Origin of the sequence: Stenotrophomonas sp. B2, from assembly GCF_014947095.1 — a bacterium.
In the GTDB taxonomy this organism is placed as follows: Bacteria; Pseudomonadota; Gammaproteobacteria; order Xanthomonadales; family Xanthomonadaceae; genus Stenotrophomonas; species Stenotrophomonas maltophilia_P.
In genome coordinates this window covers 319,188-339,773 of sequence record NZ_JADCQA010000002.1, presented here as the reverse complement: position 1 = coordinate 339,773, position 20,586 = coordinate 319,188, and the positions used below count along the sequence as shown (strand labels likewise).

General features: G+C 63.8%; 21 protein-coding genes and 1 pseudogene. 10 read left to right on the top strand and 12 right to left on the bottom strand.

Translation table 11 applies throughout. The features are described from left to right. Nucleotides 1-62: 62 nt before the first annotated feature. The 3 genes from IMX13_RS03545 to IMX13_RS03535 are packed head-to-tail and all read left to right on the top strand — an operon-like array spanning nucleotide 63 to nucleotide 3,260. Entirely contained in the window at nucleotides 63-752 is a 690-nt protein-coding gene (locus IMX13_RS03545) for an ABC transporter ATP-binding protein (RefSeq protein WP_053516547.1), read from the top strand. Between the two features lie 14 nt (nucleotides 753-766). Continuing rightward, nucleotides 767-1,924 carry an ABC transporter permease gene (locus tag IMX13_RS03540; RefSeq protein WP_053516548.1) on the top strand — a complete coding sequence of 386 codons (1,158 nt, stop codon included), beginning with the start codon at nucleotides 767-769 and terminating at the stop codon, nucleotides 1,922-1,924. 13 nt (nucleotides 1,925-1,937) lie between these two features. Next, on the top strand, nucleotides 1,938-3,260 hold the full coding sequence (locus IMX13_RS03535; RefSeq protein WP_128987897.1) for an ABC transporter permease: 1,323 nt from the start codon (nucleotides 1,938-1,940) through the stop codon (nucleotides 3,258-3,260). Nucleotides 3,261-3,332: 72 nt separating this feature from the next. On the opposite strand, the gene rarD is transcribed toward IMX13_RS03535, so the two are convergent. Continuing rightward, nucleotides 3,333-4,232, bottom strand: a complete 900-nt coding sequence (gene rarD / locus IMX13_RS03530) for an EamA family transporter RarD (protein WP_193395760.1) — start codon at nucleotides 4,230-4,232, stop codon at nucleotides 3,333-3,335. Next, nucleotides 4,229-5,134, bottom strand: coding sequence for a drug/metabolite exporter YedA (gene yedA / locus IMX13_RS03525; protein WP_193395759.1), 906 nt, complete (start codon nucleotides 5,132-5,134; stop codon nucleotides 4,229-4,231). Before yedA ends, rarD begins: the two co-directional genes overlap by 4 nt. Nucleotides 5,135-5,358: 224 nt before the next feature. Here yedA and IMX13_RS03520 point away from each other — a divergent pair, with 224 nt between their 5' ends. Next, the gene (locus IMX13_RS03520; RefSeq protein WP_111186492.1) at nucleotides 5,359-6,693 is read left to right on the top strand and encodes an MFS transporter; all 1,335 of its coding nucleotides are present in this window, start codon (nucleotides 5,359-5,361) and stop codon (nucleotides 6,691-6,693) included. A gap of 13 nt (nucleotides 6,694-6,706) precedes the next feature. Next, complete coding sequence (locus IMX13_RS03515; protein WP_227255248.1) at nucleotides 6,707-7,057, top strand: hypothetical protein; 351 nt, start codon at nucleotides 6,707-6,709, stop codon at nucleotides 7,055-7,057. 3 nt (nucleotides 7,058-7,060) lie between these two features. On the opposite strand, the gene IMX13_RS03510 is transcribed toward IMX13_RS03515, so the two are convergent. The 4 genes from IMX13_RS03510 to IMX13_RS03495 form a co-directional block, all read right to left on the bottom strand. Next, nucleotides 7,061-8,713: a M28 family metallopeptidase gene (locus IMX13_RS03510; protein ID WP_128987916.1), complete on the bottom strand. Its 1,653-nt coding sequence runs from the start codon at nucleotides 8,711-8,713 to the stop codon at nucleotides 7,061-7,063. An 81-nt stretch (nucleotides 8,714-8,794) separates the two neighbouring features. Then, nucleotides 8,795-9,727 carry an MBL fold metallo-hydrolase gene (locus tag IMX13_RS03505; protein ID WP_053520143.1) on the bottom strand — a complete coding sequence of 311 codons (933 nt, stop codon included), beginning with the start codon at nucleotides 9,725-9,727 and terminating at the stop codon, nucleotides 8,795-8,797. A 102-nt stretch (nucleotides 9,728-9,829) separates the two neighbouring features. Further along, nucleotides 9,830-10,120: a hypothetical protein gene (locus tag IMX13_RS03500; RefSeq protein ID WP_065182023.1), complete on the bottom strand. Its 291-nt coding sequence runs from the start codon at nucleotides 10,118-10,120 to the stop codon at nucleotides 9,830-9,832. A gap of 128 nt (nucleotides 10,121-10,248) precedes the next feature. Next, nucleotides 10,249-11,544 carry a tryptophan--tRNA ligase gene (locus IMX13_RS03495; protein WP_111186494.1) on the bottom strand — a complete coding sequence of 432 codons (1,296 nt, stop codon included), beginning with the start codon at nucleotides 11,542-11,544 and terminating at the stop codon, nucleotides 10,249-10,251. Between the two features lie 108 nt (nucleotides 11,545-11,652). Between IMX13_RS03495 and IMX13_RS03490 the strand changes: the two genes are divergently transcribed. Continuing rightward, complete coding sequence (locus IMX13_RS03490; protein WP_065174207.1) at nucleotides 11,653-12,450, top strand: hypothetical protein; 798 nt, start codon at nucleotides 11,653-11,655, stop codon at nucleotides 12,448-12,450. A 72-nt stretch (nucleotides 12,451-12,522) separates the two neighbouring features. On the opposite strand, the gene IMX13_RS03485 is transcribed toward IMX13_RS03490, so the two are convergent. From IMX13_RS03485 to rocF, 3 genes are all read right to left on the bottom strand, one after another. Next, entirely contained in the window at nucleotides 12,523-12,744 is a 222-nt protein-coding gene (locus tag IMX13_RS03485) for a CsbD family protein (protein WP_019661831.1), read from the bottom strand. A gap of 214 nt (nucleotides 12,745-12,958) precedes the next feature. Beyond that, nucleotides 12,959-13,096 (bottom strand): entericidin A/B family lipoprotein, encoded by a 138-nt coding sequence (locus IMX13_RS03480; RefSeq protein WP_053520147.1) that lies wholly within the window; start codon nucleotides 13,094-13,096, stop codon nucleotides 12,959-12,961. 158 nt (nucleotides 13,097-13,254) lie between these two features. After that, nucleotides 13,255-14,175: an arginase gene (gene rocF, locus IMX13_RS03475; protein ID WP_193395758.1), complete on the bottom strand. Its 921-nt coding sequence runs from the start codon at nucleotides 14,173-14,175 to the stop codon at nucleotides 13,255-13,257. Nucleotides 14,176-14,959: 784 nt separating this feature from the next. Here rocF and IMX13_RS03470 point away from each other — a divergent pair. Then, entirely contained in the window at nucleotides 14,960-15,364 is a 405-nt protein-coding gene (locus IMX13_RS03470) for a hypothetical protein (protein ID WP_193395757.1), read from the top strand. A gap of 122 nt (nucleotides 15,365-15,486) precedes the next feature. Beyond that, complete coding sequence (locus tag IMX13_RS03465) at nucleotides 15,487-15,879, top strand: RidA family protein (protein ID WP_193395756.1); 393 nt, start codon at nucleotides 15,487-15,489, stop codon at nucleotides 15,877-15,879. A 42-nt stretch (nucleotides 15,880-15,921) separates the two neighbouring features. Here the strand turns inward: IMX13_RS03465 and IMX13_RS03460 are convergent. Continuing rightward, a pseudogene (locus IMX13_RS03460) lies at nucleotides 15,922-16,129 on the bottom strand (hypothetical protein). Nucleotides 16,130-16,818: 689 nt separating this feature from the next. On the opposite strand from IMX13_RS03460, the gene IMX13_RS03455 reads away from it, so the two are divergent. Continuing rightward, the gene (locus IMX13_RS03455; protein ID WP_193395755.1) at nucleotides 16,819-17,109 is read left to right on the top strand and encodes a hypothetical protein; all 291 of its coding nucleotides are present in this window, start codon (nucleotides 16,819-16,821) and stop codon (nucleotides 17,107-17,109) included. Beyond that, entirely contained in the window at nucleotides 17,106-18,179 is a 1,074-nt protein-coding gene (locus IMX13_RS03450; RefSeq protein ID WP_193395754.1) for an ImmA/IrrE family metallo-endopeptidase, read from the top strand. The genes IMX13_RS03455 and IMX13_RS03450 overlap by 4 nt, the downstream gene beginning before the upstream one ends. On the opposite strand, the gene IMX13_RS03445 is transcribed toward IMX13_RS03450, so the two are convergent. After that, nucleotides 18,163-19,092: a hypothetical protein gene (locus tag IMX13_RS03445; protein WP_193395753.1), complete on the bottom strand. Its 930-nt coding sequence runs from the start codon at nucleotides 19,090-19,092 to the stop codon at nucleotides 18,163-18,165. The genes IMX13_RS03450 and IMX13_RS03445 overlap by 17 nt on opposite strands. Then, a complete protein-coding gene (locus IMX13_RS03440; protein ID WP_227255246.1) occupies nucleotides 19,093-20,121 on the bottom strand; it encodes a thymidylate synthase in 1,029 nt (342 codons plus the stop codon). It lies immediately after the preceding gene. Between the last annotated feature and the right edge of the window lie 465 nt (nucleotides 20,122-20,586).

The window sequence follows — 20,586 nt, the reverse complement described above, 5'->3', positions numbered from 1 at the left end:
CACGCATGCCCGGCCGGCAGCCGGGGTGCGTCACCGTTTCCCGCCTACGTGGAGAACCACCCATGTCGACCCTGGTTTCACTGCGCAACATCACCAAGACCTACCAGCGCGGCCCCGAGAAGGTGCAGGTGCTGCACGGCATCGACCTGGACATCGCCCGCGGCGACTTCGTCGCGTTGATGGGGCCGTCCGGTTCAGGCAAGACCACCCTGCTCAATCTGATCGGTGGCCTGGACAATCCCAGCGGCGGCGAGATCAGCATCGAAGGCGAGCGCATCGATCAGATGAGCGGTGGCCAGCTGTCGACCTGGCGCAGCCACCACGTTGGCTTCGTGTTCCAGTTCTACAACCTGATGCCGATGCTGACCGCGCAGAAGAACGTGGAACTGCCGCTGCTGCTGACCCATCTCAATGCCGCGCAGCGCCGCCGCAACGCCGAGATCGCGCTGACCCTGGTCGGCCTGGCCGACCGCCGCAACCATCGTCCCAACGAGCTGTCCGGCGGCCAGCAGCAGCGCGTGGCGATCGCCCGTGCGATCGTCTCCGACCCGACCTTCCTGATCTGCGACGAACCCACCGGCGATCTCGACCGCCAGTCCGCCGAGGAGATCCTGGGCCTGCTGCAGCAGCTCAACCGCGAACACGGCAAGACCATCATCATGGTCACCCATGACCCGAAGGCCGCCGAGTACGCCACGCACACGGTGCACCTGGACAAGGGCGAGCTGGCCGACGCGCCGCTGGCCCACTGACGGAGGCCACAGCGATGAAATACTTCTCTCTGGTCTGGGCGCAGCTGTTCCGCAGCCGCACCCGGACCCTGCTGACCCTGCTGTCGGTGGTGGCCGCGTTCCTGCTGTTCGGCATGCTCGACTCGGTGCGCGTGGCATTCACCTCCGGTGGCAGTGTGGAAGGGGCCAACCGCCTGGTGGTGGCCTCGCGCCTGTCGATCACCCAGTCGCTGCCGATCCGCCTGGAAACGCAGATCCGCCAGGTGGCGGGCGTGCGCGACGTGGCCTATGGCATGTGGTTCGGCGGCATCTACCAGGATCCGAAGAACTTCTTCCCGAACTTCTCGGTATCGCCCAACTACTTCGACGTCTACCGCGAGCTGCAGATCGACCCGGCGCAGCTGGAAGACTGGAAGAACACCCGCACCGGTGCGATCGTCGGCGAGACCCTGGCCAAGCAGTTCGGCTGGAAAGTCGGCGACACCATCCCGCTGCAGGCGACGATCTTCCCGCGCGGCGGCAGCAACGACTGGCCGCTGGAACTGAAGGGCATCTTCCGTTCCAAGGATCCGGCGCAGGCCTCCAACGAAGAGCGCCAGCTGATGATGAACTGGAAATACTTCGATGAGTCCAACGACTACATCAAGAACCAGGTCAGCTGGTACACGGTGACGCTCGACAACCCCGACCATTCTTCGCGGGTGGCACAGGCCATCGATGCGATTTCCGCCAACTCCGACCACGAAACCAAGACCCAGACCGAATCGGCGTTCCAGCAGGCCTTCGTCAAGCAGTTTGCCGACATCGGCATGATCGTCACCTCGATCATGGGCGCGGTGTTCTTCACCCTGCTGCTGCTGACCGGCAACACCATGGCGCAGGCCGTACGCGAGCGCGTGCCGGAGCTGGCCACGCTGAAGACACTGGGCTTCAAGGACAGCACGGTGCTGATACTGGTGATGATCGAATCGGTGCTGCTGATCGGTCTCGGTGGCCTGATCGGCATGGGCCTGGCGGCACTGATCCTGCCCGCCATCGGCCCGAAGAGCATGGGCCTGCTGCCGCCGCACATCCCCACCCCGACCTGGCTGATGGGCTTGGGCCTGATCGTGGTGATCGGCGCGGTCGTCGGCCTGCTGCCGGCGCTGCGCGCCAAGCGCCTGAAGATCGTCGACGCACTGGCCGGCCGCTGAGGAGGACACCGACATGTTCAAGAACAAGCTCAAGAAGTGGTTCGGCAACACGGTGACCGTGCTGGCGCTGGCAATCGGCCTGGCGGTATGGATCGGCCTGCCGTGGGTGGGCGTGCTTGCCGTGGCGGTGCTGGTCGGGCTGTGGCTGGCGCTGACCCGCAGCGGGCGGCTGGCCCTGGCCGCCACCCGCATCGGCATCGCCAGCCTGCCGCAGCGCTGGGGGGCATCCTCGGTGATCGTGGTCGGCATCGCCGGCGTGGTCGGCGTGCTGGTGGCGATGCTGGCGATGGGCGAAGGCTTCCAGGCCACGCTCAGCAACACCGGCGATGACACCACCGCCATCGTGCTGCGCGGTGGTTCGCAGGCGGAAACCAATTCGGTCATCACCCGCGAGCAGGTACCGACCCTGTCCACCCTGCCCGGCATCAGCCGCGATGCACAGGGACGGCCACTGCTGTCGCCTGAACTCTCGCAGGTGGTCAACCTGGTCTCCAAATCGGACGGTACCGACGTCAACGCGCAGTTCAGGGGCGTCGGGCCGCAGGCGTGGGCGGTGCATGACAAGGTCAAGATCATCGAAGGCCGCAAGTTCGCCACCGGCCTGCGCGAGATCGTGGTCGGCCAGGGCGCCAAGGGCCAGTTCCGCGACATGGAGGTCGGCAGGACGCTCACCCTGGGCAACCAGACCTGGACGGTGGTCGGTGTGTTCGCCACCGGTGATGCGCATGACTCCGAACTGTGGACCGACGCCGATACCCTGGCCACCACGTACCAGCGCAGTGCCTGGCAGTCGATCAGCGTGCGTACCGAGGGCAAGCCGGGCTTCGATCAGTTCAAGGCCGCCGTCGCCGCCGATCCGCGCCTGAAGCTGGACGTGGAAACCACCCGTGCGTACTACAGCAAGCAGGGCGGCGGCCTGACCAAGCTGATCGACATCCTCGGCAAGGTGATCGGTACGATCATGGCGGTGGGCGCGGTGTTCGGCGCGCTCAACACCATGTATGCCGCCGTGGCCACGCGTGCGCGCGAAATCGCCACCATGCGCGCGATTGGTTTCCGCGGCCTGCCGGTGGTGACTGCGGTGATGCTGGAAACGATGCTGCTGGCCCTGCTCGGCGGCCTGCTGGGCTGCACGGTGGCATGGCTGCTGTTCAATGGCTACAGCGTGTCCACCATCGGCAGCAACTTCAGCGCGGTGGTGTTCAAGTTCCACGTGTCGCCGGAACTGCTGTGGACGGGGCTGAAGTGGGCGCTGGGCATCGGCCTGGTCGGTGGCCTGTTCCCGGCGCTGCGCGCCGCCCGCCTGCCGATCACCACGGCACTACGCGAAACCTGATGCGTGCGCCGCCAGCGGAGGCGGCGCGGACGCGGGACGGTGCCGGTGCTCCGTCCCGCGTTGCTTTCCGGCTCAGCGCTTTGCCGCCCGCATCGTGCGCAGGTTGTCACCGATGAACAGCAGCAGCCCGGCCCAGATCGCTGCGAAACCGACGGCCTTGGCCATGTCGAACGATTCGTGGAAGAAGAACACGCCGAGCAGCAGCTGCAGGCTCGGTGCGATGTACTGCAGGATACCCACCAGCGACAGCGCGATGCGCTTCACACCGTAGGCGAAACCGATCAGCGGCACGGCGGTGACCACGCCGCCGAAGATCAGCAGCAGATCGTTGCGCAGGCCCCAGCCGCTGAAGAATCCGCCACCGTGGCTATTCTCGGCCCAGACCGCGAACGCCAGCGCAGGCAGGAACAGATACAGGCTTTCCACGCCCAGCCCGGCTACGGGATCGACCGAGACCAGCTTGCGCAGCAGGCCGTACAGGCCGAACGAACAGGCCAGGCCCAGCGCGATCCACGGCGGCGTGCCAGCGTCGAGAGTCAGCCAGGCCACGCCCACCGCCGCCATGCCCACCGCCACCCACTGCAGCCGGCGCAGGCGTTCCTTCAGCACCAGCACCCCCAGCAGCACGTTCACCAGCGGGTTGATGAAGTAGCCCAGGCTGGTCTCGATCACGTGGCCGGCATTGACGGCCCAGATGTACAGGCCCCAATTGAACGCGATGGTCAGGCTCGACACCGCCAGGATCGGCAGCGCGCGCGGCTGCGCGGCGATCTTCCGCCACCAGCCCAGCTTCGCACTGAGCAGCAGCCAGGCCACCACCAGCACCGTGCTCCAGATGATGCGATGGGCGATGATCTGGAACGACGGCACTTCATTGAGCAGGTGCCAGTACACCGGCACCAGTCCCCACAGCACGAAGGTGGATGCGGTGACCAGCAGGCCCCGGCGTTGTTCTGTCTCGTCGATGTTCATCGCTTGCGCGTCCTTGCCATTGTCAGTACCACCACGCCCAGCAGAATCACCACCATCGCCAGCACGTCGCGCCAGCCGAAGCGTTCGCTGTTGAGGGCTGCGCCCAGCAGCACCGCGATCACCGGGTTGACGTAGGCGTAGCTGCCGGCCAGCGCCGGGCGTACGTTCTGCAGCAGCCACACGTAGGCCGTGAACGCGACGATCGAACCGAACACGCACAGATAGGCCATGGCCAGCAGGCCACCGGTATCGGGCAGTGTGGTGGGCCGCTCACCCACCGCCAGCCCGATCAGCACCAGCAGCACGCCGCCGCAGATCATCTGCCCGGCGGCCGTCATGAACGGGCCAGGCAGGTCCAGGCCGCGCGCCCACACCGAGCCGAAGGCCCAGCCGATCGGTGCGATCAGCAGCAGCAGCAGCCCGGTGGGCGTCGCCGTCAGGCTGCTGCCCGCATTCAGCCAGACAACGCCGAGGAAGCCGATGGCGATGCCCAGCCATTCGCCACGGCTGGCGTGCTGGCCGCGCAGCGCCGAGAACAGCGCCATCCACAGGGGCACCGATGCCACCGCCGTGGCCGCCAGGCCGGACGACACATCGCGTTCGGCCAGCACCACCATGCCGTTGCCCAGCACCAGCATGGTCACCCCCATGAGCACCAGGCTGCGCCACTGCCGCAACGTCGGCTTCGGCATTTTCCAGAACAGGCGCAGCGCCAGGTACATCAGGCCCCCGGCGATGATGAAGCGGCTGCCAGAAACCATCGTCAGCGGCAGCGCACCGCCGTGCAGGGCCTTGGCGATACCGAGATAGGTCGAGCCCCAGACCACGTAGACCAGCAGCAGCGCCAACACGACAAGGCCGCCCCGGGGGGCAGCCGCAGACGGAACAGGGGGAGCCGACATGACGCACCAAGGGACCGGGGGAAGGCGGATTCTAGGACGTTTTGAGTATGGTCCGGCACCCCGCAAGGTGGCACGCTGTCGTCCATCCATGCACCCTGTCCTGGCCTGCCACCCCGCGTTGACGGGTCATGCAGTACCAAGAAGGCTGCCCGGCTGCGCCACCACATGGTCGGACGCTGTATTTTCCGCGCACGGACGCTATCGCATCGAGGATCCCCGCCCAGATGAGCACCACGCCCCACCCTGCTGTTCCCGCGAACGACGGCGCCGCATTGCGCCGCTCGATCTCCAATACCCTCAAAGGCTCCGCCGGCAACCTGGTGGAGTGGTATGACGTCTACGTGTACTCGGTGTTCGCCGTGTACTTCGAGTCGCAGTTCTTCTCGCCGGAAGACAAGAACTCCACGATGTACGTCTGGGCGATCTTCGCCGCGACCTTCCTGATGCGCCCGATCGGTGCCTGGTTCTTCGGCCGCTTCGCCGACCGCCATGGCCGTCGCCTGGCCCTGACCGTATCGGTCACGCTGATGGCGTTCTGCTCCTTCATCATCGCCATCACCCCCACTGCCGCCAGCATCGGCATCTGGGCGGCGATCATCCTGCTGTTCGCGCGCCTGCTGCAGGGCTTCGCCACCGGTGGCGAGTACGGCGCGAGCGCCACCTACATGTCCGAGGCCGCCATTCCGGGCCGTCGTGGCTTCCTGTCCTCCTTCCACTACGTCACCCTGGTCGGCGGCCATGTGCTGGCCCAGCTGACCCTGTTCCTGATGCTGAACGTCTGGGGCAAGCCGGAGATCTCCGAGTTCGGCTGGCGCATCGCCTTCGGCATCGGTGGCATCGCCGCGGTCGTGGTGTTCTGGCTGCGCCGTGGCATGGATGAGTCGCTGGAAGAATCCTCGATCGAGGCCGCGCGCGAAGGCAAGGCCAAGAAATCCGGTTCGATGTACGAACTGTTCGTGCACCAGTGGCGCCCGCTGCTGCTGTGCTTCCTGATCACCGCCGGCGGCACCATTGCCTTCTACACCTACTCGGTGAACGGCCCGAAGATGATCCAGAGCGCCTTCGCAGGCGACGACCCGATGACCGGCACCCTGATCAACCTGGGCGTGCTGGCCTTCCTGATGGTGCTGCAGCCGGTCGGCGGCTGGCTGTCGGACATCATCGGGCGCAAGAGCCTGCTGGTGTTCTTCGGCGTGGGCGGCGTGCTGTACAGCTGGTACCTGATCACGCAGCTGCCGCACCAGCACGATGCCACCCTCGCCTTCCTCACCCTGGCGCTGGGCTTCGTCATCCTCACCGGCTACACCTCGATCAACGCCGTGGTGAAGGCCGAGCTGTTCCCGACCCACGTTCGGGCACTGGGCGTGGGCCTGGGCTACGCGCTGGCCAACTCGCTGTTCGGCGGTACGGCCCCGCTGCTGTACCAGGGCGCGCTGAAGACCGGCCACGTGGACTGGTTCGCCATCTATGTCACCGCCACCATCGCGGTATCGTTGGTGGTCTATGTGTTCTTCCTCACCAACAAGGGCCCGAACTGGCTCGACGGCACCCGCAAGTAAGGATGCCGTGCTGATGGCAGCCACCGGTGCAATGCCGGTGGCTGCCGCATCTCCCGCCACGCCCCTGATGTGGGCCGCCCTGCTGCTGGCGGTGGCAACCACGCTGGGCTGGCTGCTGCGACGCCCGGGCGCGAAGGCGCGCTGGCCACGCACCGGCTTCGGCATCGCCCTTCTGGTCTTCGCCAGCGCGCTGGCAGTGCAGCTGGCAGTGGACCTGGGCAGCGGTCACAGCTCGCTGCGGATGAACCTGCTCGGCCGCTTCAGCGGCCTGCGCACGGTCAGCCTCGGCACCATGATCACCTGCTACCTGGCGGCATTGGCCGCCAGTGCATGGGGTGCCTGGACGCTGCTGCGCAGGCGCTAGCCGTCAGCGGCGTGCCGCCTCGCTCTTGTCGCGGGCAGCGCGGAACTCGGAGTCCTTCTCCCAGGTCGGCCAGCGCCGGCTGTTGGCCAGCTCCGCGCCCAGGTCGTAGACCAGCAGCGTATCGGCGGCATGACCGCTGGGATCCCAGCCCGGCGTCCACGCGTCGCAGGCCTGGTGATAGCAGTCGGCGAAGTACTTCTCGCGCAGCGCGCGCCCTGCTTCCACGCCTCCGTCCAGCTTGTCCAGGCCCGGGCCGATGGTGATCGCCGGTACACCCAGCCGGGCGAAGGCGAAATGGTCGGCGCGGTAGAAGAAACCGGCCTCCAGGTTGGGGTCCGGGCTGTAGCTGCGGCCGCGTGCCTTGGCCACCCGCTCCAGGTCGCCTTCCAGCGATACCCGGCCCTTGCCCCACGAAGCGATGTCACGGGTCGGCCCGTCCGGGCTGAACATCTCGATGTTCAGTACGGCAGCGGTCTTGTCCAGCGGCGCCAGCGGATGCGCGGCGTAGTAGCTGGCCCCCAGCAATCCCTTTTCTTCAGCCGTCAGCGCCACGAAGTACAGCGTGCGCTGTGGCTGCGGGCCGGCCGCGAACACCCGGCCCAGTTCCAGCACGGTGGCCACGCCGGTGGCGTTGTCGATGGCGCCACGGCGCACGCGGTCGCCCTTCGCATCGGGCTGGCCGATGCCGAAAGCGTCCCAGTGCGCCGAGAAGATCACCGCTTCATCGCCGTGCTCGCCGCCCGGCAGCTTGGCCACGACGTTGCGGGTCACCACCTGCTCGCGCTTGAGGGCGAAATCGACGCTCAGCCGCGCGTTGTCCAGGGCCACCGGACGGAAGTCGGCACGCATCGCCTTGCGCTTCTCCGCCTCGAAATCGAGGCCGGCGTCGGCGAAGATCGCCTCGGCCAGCTCGCGCTGCATCCAGCCGCGCAGCGGTGTGTGCTGGGCCATCGCCTCGGCCTGGCTGCGCTCGATATCGAACAACGGCGAGGTACCCGAGCTCTTCACCGTCGCCCAGCCATAGGCCGCAGGTGCGGTCTCGTGCACGATCAGCACACCTTCGGCGCCGCGGCGCGCAGCCTCCTCGAACTTGTAGGTCCAGCGGCCGTAGTAGGTCACTGCCTTGCCATCGAACGCGCCGGGAGCGTCGGCCTCGAAATCGGCATCATTGATCAGCACCACGGCAATCTTGCCGTGCAGGTCAATGTCCTTGTAGTCGTTCCAATGGCGTTCCGGTGCGTCGATGCCATAGCCCACGAACACCAGCGGTGCATCCTTGATCTGCACCCGGGCGCGCGGCTGCAGGCTCTGCAGGGTCACATCCACGCCATTGACCAGGGCGCGGCGGCCCTGCTTCAACGCCAGGCTGGCCGTGGCCGCACCCTCCAGCTGCGCACGCACCAGCGGCACCGGCTGCACCCAGCTGCCGTCCACGCCGCCGGGTTGCAGGCCATAGCTGCGGAACTGCTCGATCAGGTACTGCACGGTGCGCTCTTCGCCTTCGCTGGCCGGAGCGCGGCCCTCGAATTCGTCCGACGCCAGTACACGCACGTGGCGCGACAGCGCCTGCGGGTCGATACCGCCGCCGGGAAGGTCATTGGCCGCCTGGGCCAGGCCACCCACGAACAGGCAGGACGACAGCAGCAACACGCGCATCGGGTTCACGGCAATACCACGGCAGGATGGGAAGTCACCAGAGTGTAACGTGACAGCAGTGCCGGCCGCAGTCCCGCTCCGTCAGCGGCGCTCGCGATCCAGCCAGCAGGCCAGTCCCTGCGCGTTGAGCTCGATGTCCATGGCCAGCACGGCCACCACCGCCGCGTCATCCAGCACGCAGCCATGCTGCTGCGCGCGCTCCAGGTACAGGGCCTGCAGCGCCGCCAGCAGGCAGCGATGGCGGTCGGGCCGCTCGTCGCACTGGCGGCCGATCGCCGCCATCGCATCGATCTGCTCGAACAGGTCGCCGGCCAGCCGCTGCACCTGCTCCACGCGGCCATAGTGGGTGAGGTACATCGACTGCGGATCGTAGTCGAGCATGCGCTGGATCGACGCCTTCATCGCTTCGGGATCGAACTGCACGGGCGAAGAGGTCGGAAAGATGAAGGCGCCCTGCGCGCTGTCCAGTTCGCGGTAGGAGATACCGAAGGTATCGCCGGTGAACCAGCTGCGGCTGCGCGCATCCCATACGCAGTAGTGATGCAGTGCGTGGCCGGGCGTATGCAGCAGGAGCAGTTCGCGTCCGGCAAGATCGAGGCGATGGCCATCCTCGGCCACCACGACGCGGTGCTCGGGAATCGCCTCGATGCGGCCATAGCTGCGTGCGATCTCCTCCGCGCCGTAGACCGCGGTGGCGCCTGCGATCAGCCGGGTCGGATCGATCATGTGCGGCGCACCGCGCGGATGCAGCACGGCCCGGGCATTGGGCAGCTGCTGCATCAACAGGCCCGCACCGCCGGCATGGTCCAGATGCACATGGGTGAGCAGAAGCCAGTCCACCGCGTCGGGCTGCAGGCCGGCATCGGACAGCGCCCGCAGCATCGCCGGCACGGACAGGCCGGTGCCACAGTCCACGAAGGCGCCCCGCCCGTTCTCGACGATCAGGTACGCCGCATCGAAGTCGGGACGTTGGAAGCCGGTATCGATGGTGTGGATGCTGGGGTCGGCGATCATCGGCACGCACCTGGCGGAATCGGAATCAGGCGTCCATGGTAGGCGCGCAGGCAGGACCGGTTCGATGCGGCTTTGGTCGGAGGCACGCACTCTGCCCCGGGACTACAACCATCGCGGTCGCAGCAGCAGTGCCAGCACCAGCACCGCCAGGAACGCGCCGTAGGCATAGAGCACCGCCAGCACCTGCGGCCAGATCGGCCCCGCGTCGGTCTGCACCAGGCCCAGGTGGTGGCCCCACAGCATCGCCACGATGCTCAGAACAAAGGCCAGCAGCAGCACCAGGCCATCGAACAGGCGCCGCCGCGACGTGCGCGGCTGGCGCGGGAACAGCCAGTACAGGCTGCCCAGCACGACGAACCAGGGCAGGAAAAGCAGCAGCGACAACCACGCCATCGCAGACTCCTTCCATAGCGCCGGGCCCGATGCCCGGCTCCACATCCATCGGTAGCGCCGGGCCATGCCCGGCGGGGTGCATCAGGTAGCGCTGCCGGGCATGGGCCCGGCGTTACAGCATCGTCCGCTCAGGCATCTTCGCGCAGCGCGGCCAGTGCCGCCAGGACCGCGTCAACCTCCGCCTCCAGCTTGAACAGCTCGCTCTGCAGCGCATCACCCTGCTCGGCCTGCTTGATCACGGCGATCAGCTGGCCGGCATCGCGCGGCGAATCAAAACCAATGCTCTGCATCAGCAGCGTGCCGTCGCCGGCGGTCAGCTTGAAGTAGAAGCGACCATCCTTTTCGCGGTACTGCTTGAACTGCGGCGGCGCCACGCGGGCAGCGCCGGCATCCTCGCTGGCGATGTCGCCGGCGGTGGACAGGTCGCGCAACCCCACGGCGTGCCGCAGCTCATCCAGCAGCGGCATCGCGAACGTCTCGCGCAGCTGCTGGCCACGGCGCTTCAGCAGCGCCTCGATCTTTTCCGGCTCGGCCATCAGCGCGTTGTAACGCTCGCGCAACGGTGACAGCTCACCGTCGATGCGCTCGAACAACTGCTGCTTGGCATCGCCCCAGCTGATGCCCTCGGCGAATGCCCGGGCGAAAGCAGCGGTCTGCTCCGGGGTGGCGAAGGCCTGGTACATCTGGAACAGCGCCGAGCCCTCGGTGTCCTTGGGCTCACCCGGTGCGCGCGAGTCGGTCAGGATCGAGAACACCAGCTTCTTCAGCTCCTCGCGCGGCGCGAACAGCGGAATGGTGTTGTGGTAGCTCTTGCTCATCTTGCGGCCGTCGAGGCCGGCCAGCGTGGCCACCTGCTCATCGATCACCACCTCCGGCAGCGGGAAGTATTCCCTGCCATAGACGTGATTGAAGCGCTGGGCGAAGTCGCGGGCCATCTCGATGTGCTGGATCTGGTCACGACCGACCGGCACCTGGTTGGCCTTGAAGATCAGGATGTCGGCAGCCATCAGCACCGGGTACATGAACAGCCCGGCGCTGACGCCGGCATCCTCGTCCAGGCCTTCCTCGCGGTTCTTGTCCACCGCTGCCTTGTAGGCATGGGCACGATTGAGGATGCCCTTGCTGGCGATCGCGGTCAGGAACCACATCAGTTCGGTGGTTTCGCGGATGTCGCTCTGGCGGTAGAACCAGACGTGTTCCGGATCCAGGCCGCAGGCCAGCCAGCTGGCTGCGATCTCCAGGGTCGCGCGCTGAGTGCGCTGCGGATCCTGCGCCTTGATCAGGCTGTGCAGGTCGGCCAGGAAGAAGAAGCTCTCGATCCCCGGGGTGCGGCTGGCCGCGATGGCCGGACGGATGGCGCCAACGTAGTTGCCCAGATGGGGGGTGCCGGAGGGGGTGATGCCGGTAAGGACTCGGGTCGTCATGACTGCGTGGGGAAACCTTCGATGAACGGAACCAGTTTACCGTGCCCACGGCCAACCCCGTCAGGGCCTGCGGGTCGTTCATTCACCCGAGCCCACCGGAGTTCCCACATGAAACGCCTGCTGCCCCTGCTGCTGATCCTGCCCCTGGCCGGCTTCCGCCCGGTTCCGCCGCCACCGCCGATGCCGCAGGACGGCCCTGTGCGGATGACCCTGATCGACCGCGACCGCGGCACCGAACTGCGCAGCCATGCAGCCGATGGACAGCGCTGGGTGGCGGGCGAGCGCGGCCATCGCTATGCGGTACGCCTGTACAACGACAGCCCGCGGCGAGTGCTGGTGGTGCTCTCGGTGGATGGCATCAATGCCATCTCCGGCGAAGATGCCGACCCGTCGCAGACCGGCTATGTGCTCAACCCCGGCCAGCGCGCCGACATCACCGGCTGGCGCAAGAGCCAGGATGAAGTGGCGCAGTTCGTCTTCAGCAGCCCCAGTGGCAGCTATGCCAGCCGTACCGGCCGTGCGGACAACATCGGCGTGATCGGCGCGGCGGTGTTCGAGGAGGCCCGTCGCTGGCCGCTCCGACCGGAGCCGCTGCTGCGCCGTGGCGCCCCGGCGCCGGCCGCTGCGGAATCCGCTGCGGACGCCAGCGCCAGCCGCATGGACGGCTACTCAGCGCGGTCGCAGGCACCGTCGCTGGGCACCGGTCACGGCGCGCGCGAACGCTCCTCGGTGCGTGATACCGCATTCGAACGGGCCAGCCGCACGCCGGCGCAGGTCGTGCAGCTGCGTTACGACAGCGCACGCGCGCTGCGCGCACGCGGCATCGTGCTCGACCCGCCTTCGCGCCTGCCGCGCGAGCCGCAGGCGTTTCCGAACCGCTACGTGCCGGATCCGCCGACACGTTGAGTCCCTGACAGCACGACGCCCGCACCAGAGGGTGCGGGCGTCGACGTGGGGGAACCGCTTACCGCCGGCTACTTACTTGTAGTCCGGGTAGTCCTTGCGCACGCTGTCTTCGAAGTCACGGACTTCCTTCTCGGCGCGGTCCTTGGCCCAGCCATACCGTTCCTGCAGGCGGCCGGCCAGATATTCGGCATTGCCCTCGGCCACATCGAAATCGTCGTTGGTCAGATCGCCCCACTTGGCCTGGGCCTTGCCCTTCAGCTGCGACCACTTGCCGGAAATGATGTCTTTGTTCATTGCTGGGAATCCTTGGTTGCAACGGCGTTCTTACCGTGACTGCAGCTTCCCGCATCCGCTGTTGAAAGGCGGTCAACCGCTCATGAAACACATGCTCACGTGCTTGAATGGTTCACTCCATCGCCACACGCGATGGCGACTACGCGGCCATACACACGCACGAAAAAAAGGCCGGGAAGATCCCGGCCTTTTTCTGTTCCACACCGCGTCGGGCTTAGTTGCCCTTGGCGGCATCCTCGACCTTTTCACCGGCCTTCTGCACGTCCTTGCCGGCACCGGCAACGGTGTTGCAGCCGGCCAGCATGGCCACCGAGAACATCGACAACAGCATCAGGGCAACTACGCGCTTCATGGGCTTCTCCTTGGGTTCGCCGCTTCACCGCTACAACGCGGATGGGGTTCTGTCGCTCGGCAGGCAGGGCCGAAGCCACCGCCGCCGCGTGAGGTGCAATCTGGCGGCTGCGGCGTGCAGCGGGCGTGAACGGATCGGCGATCCGTTCAGGGATGCCCTCAATCGCGCATCAGCGTGGATTTGCCGAACAGGCTTTCCACCAGGTCCACGGCCAGTTCGGCGGTGGCGTTCTGCTTGTCCAGCAGCGGATTGAGCTCGACGATATCCAGCGACCCCATGCGCCCGCTGTCGGCGATCATTTCCATCACCAGCTGCGCTTCGCGGTAGTTCACCCCGCCCGGCACCGTGGTGCCGACGCCGGGTGCAATGCTCGGGTCGAGGAAGTCGACATCGAAGCTGACATGCAGATGGGTGCTGTCATCGATTCCGGCCAGCGCGGCCTCCACGGTGCGCTTCATACCGTTCTCGTCGATGTAGCGCATGTCGTAGACATCGACCTTGTGGGTCTTGATCAGGCGCTTCTCTTCCGGGTCCACCGAGCGGATGCCGATCTGGTGCACCTGGGCGGGCGTGATTGCCGGCGCACTGCCGCCCAGACGGGTCAGTGCCTCCGGCCCCAGCCCGCACAGGCAGGCCACCGGCATGCCGTGGATGTTGCCCGACGGCGTGACATCACTGGTATTGAAGTCCGAGTGTGCATCCAGCCACAGCACGCGCAGGGTCTTGCCCTGCTCGCGGCACCAGCGGGCCACCGCGGTGATCGAGCCGATGCCCAGGCAATGGTCGCCCCCGAGCATGATCGGCATGCGCCCGGCCTGCAGCTCGGCATAGCTGGCCTCCATCAGTGCATGGTTCCAGGCCACCACCTCGTCCAGATGGCGGTAGCCTTCGACCGGCTCGGTCCACGGGTTGCGCGGGCCGTCCAGGTTGCCCAGATCGCGCACGTCCACACCGCGCGCCGCCAGCGCCTCCGGCAGGCCCGCCACGCGCAGCGCTTCCGGCCCCAGCCGCGCGCCCCGATGGCCGGCCCCGACATCGGTGGGGACGCCGATCAACGAGACGGAAATGGGATGGGCCATGGGTGCCTCCTGCAACGGAAAAAGAAGCACAGTCTAGCCAGAGCTGTGTGACACGACTCGCGGCGGTGCAGCAGGGCAGACGCGGTCGGCGGTGGCGGAACACCGCACGGCAACGCAGTGTCGGAATCGGCACGGCTGGGCGCGTATGGGCGATGTAGCCAGCCCGCACGTGAGCGACGGGCCATGACGACGCATGCGCAGATGGCAGGGCCGCCCGGGCCGGGCGGATGGCAGCACTGAGGCGTCTACGCCAGTGCCGATCCTTCAGCACCATCAGGATCGGCGCTGCACTTGCCGGCCATTGCCGTTAGCATCGTGACTGCCGTCGTCTGCCGCACCGGTTAAGCCAGCTTTACTTCGCGTATGTCGCGTCCATTGCCGCGCGTGGGATCACTGGAATTCCGCCCTTGCAAAGGCCTCGCGCAGGATGTCGCTTTTGCCTTTACATCGCGCGAAACAGGTCAAAAGCGATAATTCATTTTTTCTTTCGAATCGCACGAAGTCATTGGAAAGAATGACTGGCGGGCGGTGTTTGCGCGTGCGCATGATGAATCGCCACCGACAACGGGTGGCCCGGGCTCCAATCCCGGAAGTCGATGTTGTTTACGCTTGTCAGTCGGCGCCACCTGTCTCGGGGTGGCGCCGGCTGGCAATCCGTCTGCCGATCTACGGCGGGCGGTGCGTGGGGGCCTTGTGCCCGCCGGTTCATCGACTCCGGTATTGGAACCACGCATCGTCCGCCGCCCTTTGCGGGTGGCGCCTCTGTTCCGCATGAGGATGTCCCATGACCGCACCCCGTTACCCCTATCTGCTTGCCACCCTGGGCGATGCCGCCGAGCACCTGCCCCGCGAACTGGCCGAGCCTCTGGAAGCTGCGCTTTCCGCTGCCGTTGATCTGCCTGAGCCAATCACGCTGGTGGGCTGCCTGCAGCGCATCCGCAGCGGCGACGCCGCCGATGGTCAACCGTGGAAGGGCCCCGTGCCCAGCCCAGGCCAGGGCGTGACCCGTGCGCGTACCGACCGCGCCGCCGCCGGCCTGATCACGCTGCTGGAGGTATTCCACGCCGCCAAGCGCGTGCGTGTGGATGGCGCCGAAAAGGACGACATCGGCGACGGCGCGCGCGAAGGCCTGCTGCTGGCCTGCCGGGGGCTGGCGGAGTATGTGGAGCTGCAGTTGCACGCGGCATGAGCCGCGCCGCCACGCCCGCCGATTGTTTTGATTTGGCAAATAGTGATGGCGCTTTATAGGCGTTTATCCGGCCAATGCCGAGGACTACCTTGAGGCTCATCGATCCCCTTCTGGAGAATCCCATGAGCAAGCGCAATGCCGTTTTCCCGGCCGGCCGGCATGACCTGTACACCTCGCAGACCTATTCGGCTGCGATCCAGTCGGGTGACCTGCTGTTCGTGTCCGGCCAGGTGGGCAGCCGCAGCGACGGGACACCCGAGCCCGACTTCGAGGCGCAGGTCCGCCTGGCCTTCGCAAACCTGGAGGCAACCCTGAAGGCCGGTGGTTGCGGGCTTGACGACATCGTCGACGTGACCACCTTCCATACGGACCCGCAGAACCAGTTCGGAACCGTCATGACCGTAAAGAGCGAGGTGTTTCCCGAGAAGCCCTATCCCAACTGGACGGCGGTGGGCGTCAACTGGCTTGCCGGATTCGACTTCGAGATCAAGGTGATCGCCCGCATTCCGGGCTGAGCATGCCGCCTCCGGGAGATCGTGTGCGCGAGCGCGTGCCGCTCAGGCAGCGGTCGCGAAATCAGGACTCCGCTCGCCGGACAGCGCCCGATAGGGCACGTGCGATATCGCCCAGTGTCTTGGCAGTGAAGGCCGAATCGCCATTGCTTTCAACGATGCAGGCATCGAGATAGGCGGCCATTTCTTCAGGCGTACGAAGATGCGTGGCCACGTCAAATGCTTCGAGTTCACTCTTCTTTTTGACAGCCATGCGTATGCGACTACTGATGGCCTTACTTTCTACAAGTAATTTCATCTAACTAATGAAAACAACAACTTAGACGACTTATTTTGCAGGTGGCAAGCCGTGAAACCATTGACCCACGGTGGCAGCCGCGGAAATTTTTCCGGCCTACTGGTGCCCACCTGCTCTGCCTCAGATTGTGCTGCCTGGCTTCAGCTGCAGAACGCCAACTGATGGGACACTGATCGCCAAACTTGCCGGCAACGGCACCAAATGGTTGGGCAAGGCGTCCCCCATGTGGCCAAAGATATAAGGGCCCGGAGCGAACGCTCCCGACCCCTAAGCGGACGAAATTGAGCGCTTGGGTCCCCTGCCAAGTTTTTACTTTCAGTGGGGAAACACCCTGCTCCACCTCAGGTGCAAAAGTGGTGGACGCATGCTTCCAGCTAGGGGAGTATGACCGCGTGGCCGTCGGAGACACCCGCAAGGGAAATGAGATCCGGGTCACATCCGACTGTCATCACAGCCGACGGCGTGAGAGGGCGGAGGACTAACAGCTTCAGAACGCGACAGTACAAGGGCTCTCTGGTGGGGGCCTTTGTGATTCATGCTCTCTGTAGGATTGGGTAGATTGGATCGGAAGCCGGAGGACTGGAGCAAGCTGCTAGAATCGAAGCGACCCGTCCGCATATGCGACCCAGCGCCAATCTCAATCTGTGCACATCACTTACAGTTCAATCCCGGTGCGTGAGCTGTGCGAATGTGGATCCACCTCAATCAGAAAGCTTGGCGCCACCAATGCAACTTTACTTCAGCAGGCCCTCGCTGATCTGCAAGCCGCTGAAAACCTGGCGGAGCTTCCGCCTTTGTACGACGTCGCGGTGATGGAAGGTACAAGCGTTGTGATTGAGCTATCAGAGGCAGGGATCAGAATTCTGGCGACCATGCGCACCTTTGAGCCTGCCAGTACGATTCAAGCAATGAGAATCGAGAAGGTCGACCTATGACTAGCGTAGATGCACTGCTCTCCGACTGGGCTAGCCCCCCTGGAGCAACCATCGCGAGTCTCATCAAGAAGAATGGAATCGCATTACCTCAGCTTGGCCAAGCCATCGGCATCGGCCGCGAAGACGTTGAGCGCCTGCTCGCGGGGAGCTTGGTGATTGACTCACTGATGGCTCAAGAGCTTTCAGCTACACTAGGTGGCTCAGTTGGCTTCTGGCTGAAGCGAGAGTCCGATTACCGAGAAGCTCTAGTTAAACGTTGCGAAGTGGAGCCGAAAAACTGGATCAAGCAGTTCCCCCTCCGGGAAATGAAAGAGTGGGGGTGGATCACTGAAACCAGCGATGACTTCAACGAGCTACTCAGCTTCTTTGGCGTCAACTCTCCGCGTAGTTGGCACGAGAAATACCAAGTTCAGATCGGCGACTATGCCTTTCGCAGGGCGCAGGGTACCGCCCGGATTGGACTCGTCACGTCTTGGCTGCGGCGCAGTGAACAGCTTGGGGAAAGAATCGCATGTAAGCTTTGGGATCCGAATGAGTTTCGACGGGTTCTCAATGAGTGCAAACCGTTGAGCTACGAGCGCGATCCATCCCTGTTTATGCCACGACTACAAAGCCTATGTGCAGGTGCTGGTGTGGCTGTGGTGTTCGCGAGGTCCCCAAGCGGCTCAGGAATTAGTGGGGCTACTCGATTCGTAACGCCAGAAAAGGCTCTGCTCTGCCTCAGCCTGAGACATCTATCTGACGACCATCTTTGGTTTACTTTCTTCCACGAAGCGGGCCACTTGCTGTTGCACAAGAGCGCAACTGATCACTTGGAAGGTGACTCCACTAGCTCAGAACAGCAGGAGCGAGAAGCGAACCAGTTCGCTCGAGAAGCGCTGGTGCCAAACGAGTTTCGAGCAAGCCTTATTGCGGCGAAAAACAGTAGGTACGAAATTGCTCGCTTAGCTAAACGATTGCGCATCTCGCCAGGGATTCTGGTTGGACAGCTTCAAAAGGATGGGCTGATTCCATTCAACCGCATGAACAACATGAAGCGCAGATACAAATGGCCTAGCCTCGATAACTGACGAATCTATTCGGGCTCTTTTGCCAATTGCACAACGCATCCTCGAAGACCTGCATCCCCACTTTCATCTCAGCATCTAGTAACTGGGCAGCCTTTTCCATCTGAGCTGCAGTAGCGCCTTTTCCCAATAACAGCACACCTCCACGCTTCGGCCCTGTTGAGCTAGCGATATACATGGAAAGTGGCCAGATGTTGGCGATATCGAGCTTGCCCAGCATGCAAAGGTAATCGAACTTAGCTAGTCGTCCGAAGCGCTTGACCCTCTTCATATCGTCATAGAGGAAAGCGAAAGCTAACCCACCGTCATGCCCTGAAACTTCATAAGCGCTCTCGAACATCTCGGCATGAGATCCGTAGCTAGTTACCCATTCCACGTAAGAGCCCAGAGTGGCGCCTGTGCCTGATGCGCCTAGGCTTTCATACGGGCGGTGGCCACCGAACCTCCCGGCCGACTTCAAGAAGTCTTTACTAGATTCAAGCCAGGCCAGCATCTGATCAACATTCGTCGATGCTCTTTCCCACGTCCATGGGCCATGTTGATCACCCGAGTAAAAGGCCCGCACAAGCGCCCACTTTGACCCCGGTCGCTGCCCAAAATGAGTGGCGAGAAAGACTAGCCATGATGCTTCATCCTGATCGCCTTCCATGCCCAGAAGTGCGGCTCCTCGAATCGGATCAAACAGAGCAGACTGATGAGAAGCTCTGTCTGTCGACGCCCGCCGGTTAAGTAAGCCTGTCGCAAATTGCACACGGCGAATACTCTCAATGATCTGCATTGCAAAGACGATGCGAGCACCTTCGTCTGCGATCCCCGGCGCTTCCAGCCCCTTTTGTTCAGCTCGTTCGATTGCAGAGAGGACTAGGTTCAGTGATTTTTGATCATGTATTTTCAGTGACCGACGCAGCAGTGACATTTATACATCCCCAGCATTTATATTATTGAAGAGTTCAGCCTGCGTGTTCACCCCCGGCCTGCGCAAACGCCTGGCCCTTTTCTCAATAGCAAAATCAAACACGCTCGACGACATCTCGCTTCGCAACTTATCGAGGAAGGAGAGTTTGCGTCCTTTCGAGAGCTGGCGTCCTTTAATTGCGGCGTGGATCGCCAAGAGCCTCCCAATGTCTTTCCAGTACTCATCAAGCCCACCTGGCGCATGCGCCGTGCAACCGTCTATTCTCAATGCCCTTTCGTAGTCAACGAGCTCTCGGATCGCATGCCACGCCGAACCATCAGGCATTGGAGGCATGAAGACCCGCTCTTGATATCCCTCATCAAGATACTGCCTAGCACCAGACTCATTCTCGGTGTAAAGATGCAAGCTCCCAACTGCGTGAGAGTATGTGCCCAAGCCCAGGCCGAGCTCCTTAGCCAGGATCTCCTGCAACATCGTGAAAGCAAACACGTCATGGGGGAGCCCGATGAAGGCGTCATTGGATCGCATAGAAGCAAAGGCGTGCAATTGCCCGCCTCGAATGAAAAATTGAAGAAAGCAAGTGCACGGCGGTGATTTGGTGGCTCCGAAGTCCTCCGCATCATAGAGCTGGATCACGGCGCGCCTGCTTGAGGGTTTCAGCTGTAGAAGTTTGATGACCTCATCGATCTGATTTATGCCTCTCATGCGGAACAGGCGAGGACCGTATGCACTTCTTACGGTTTTTCCGTCATCTGATTCCTCCCTGTACTTCGTAATGTAATAGGCGATCTGTTCAACATCATCATTACCCGACAAGTACCAGAAGAGTTCACCCAAGCAACTGAACAACTGGCCACGGACGGTGGCGATACTCATGCGTGCTCTAGGATTCTCAACCCTAATCAGGGCGCCAACAAGTTCGCGGGACGCTTTCCTTGTGGATACGACAGAGTACGCTCGCCTCGAAACGAGGAGCGACTTGAGAACTCTGTGCAAAGCGTCGTCTAAGGTTGAACCTCGAAATAGCATACCCCCCCCTTTTCTGGCCGAGCATACCTTGGTTTACGCTCGTTGACACTCTACTGCACTGAGGGGCTCCACAAGCGGAGAGATCAGAGAACATTACGGTTTGAATCGCGCCTGGAGTTGAGTGCGCGCGCGCAGCTTTCCGAGCCCCCTCTAACCACTGTTTTCGGCTTCGCGACCGATGAGGCTGTTCCGCTAGATACGGTGCAATGGCGCCCCGATGCTCGTCAGTTTCACGAGATTGGGCTCAGAGTCGACTCTTCTTTTTGTCTATCTCCAACGTCCGCTCTTGGCCGACAGCAGTCGCAGAGGAAGAGCTTGGGCATATCCCGGATGCCCGGACGCCTGATAATCGCGATGAGAGGACAGGCCCTCCAATCATCACAAGCCCCAAAAGCCTTCGCGCTACAACTTCAGAGCTTCGTGGAACATGAACTCTTGAGTTATCTTTACCGGTATATTTACCGG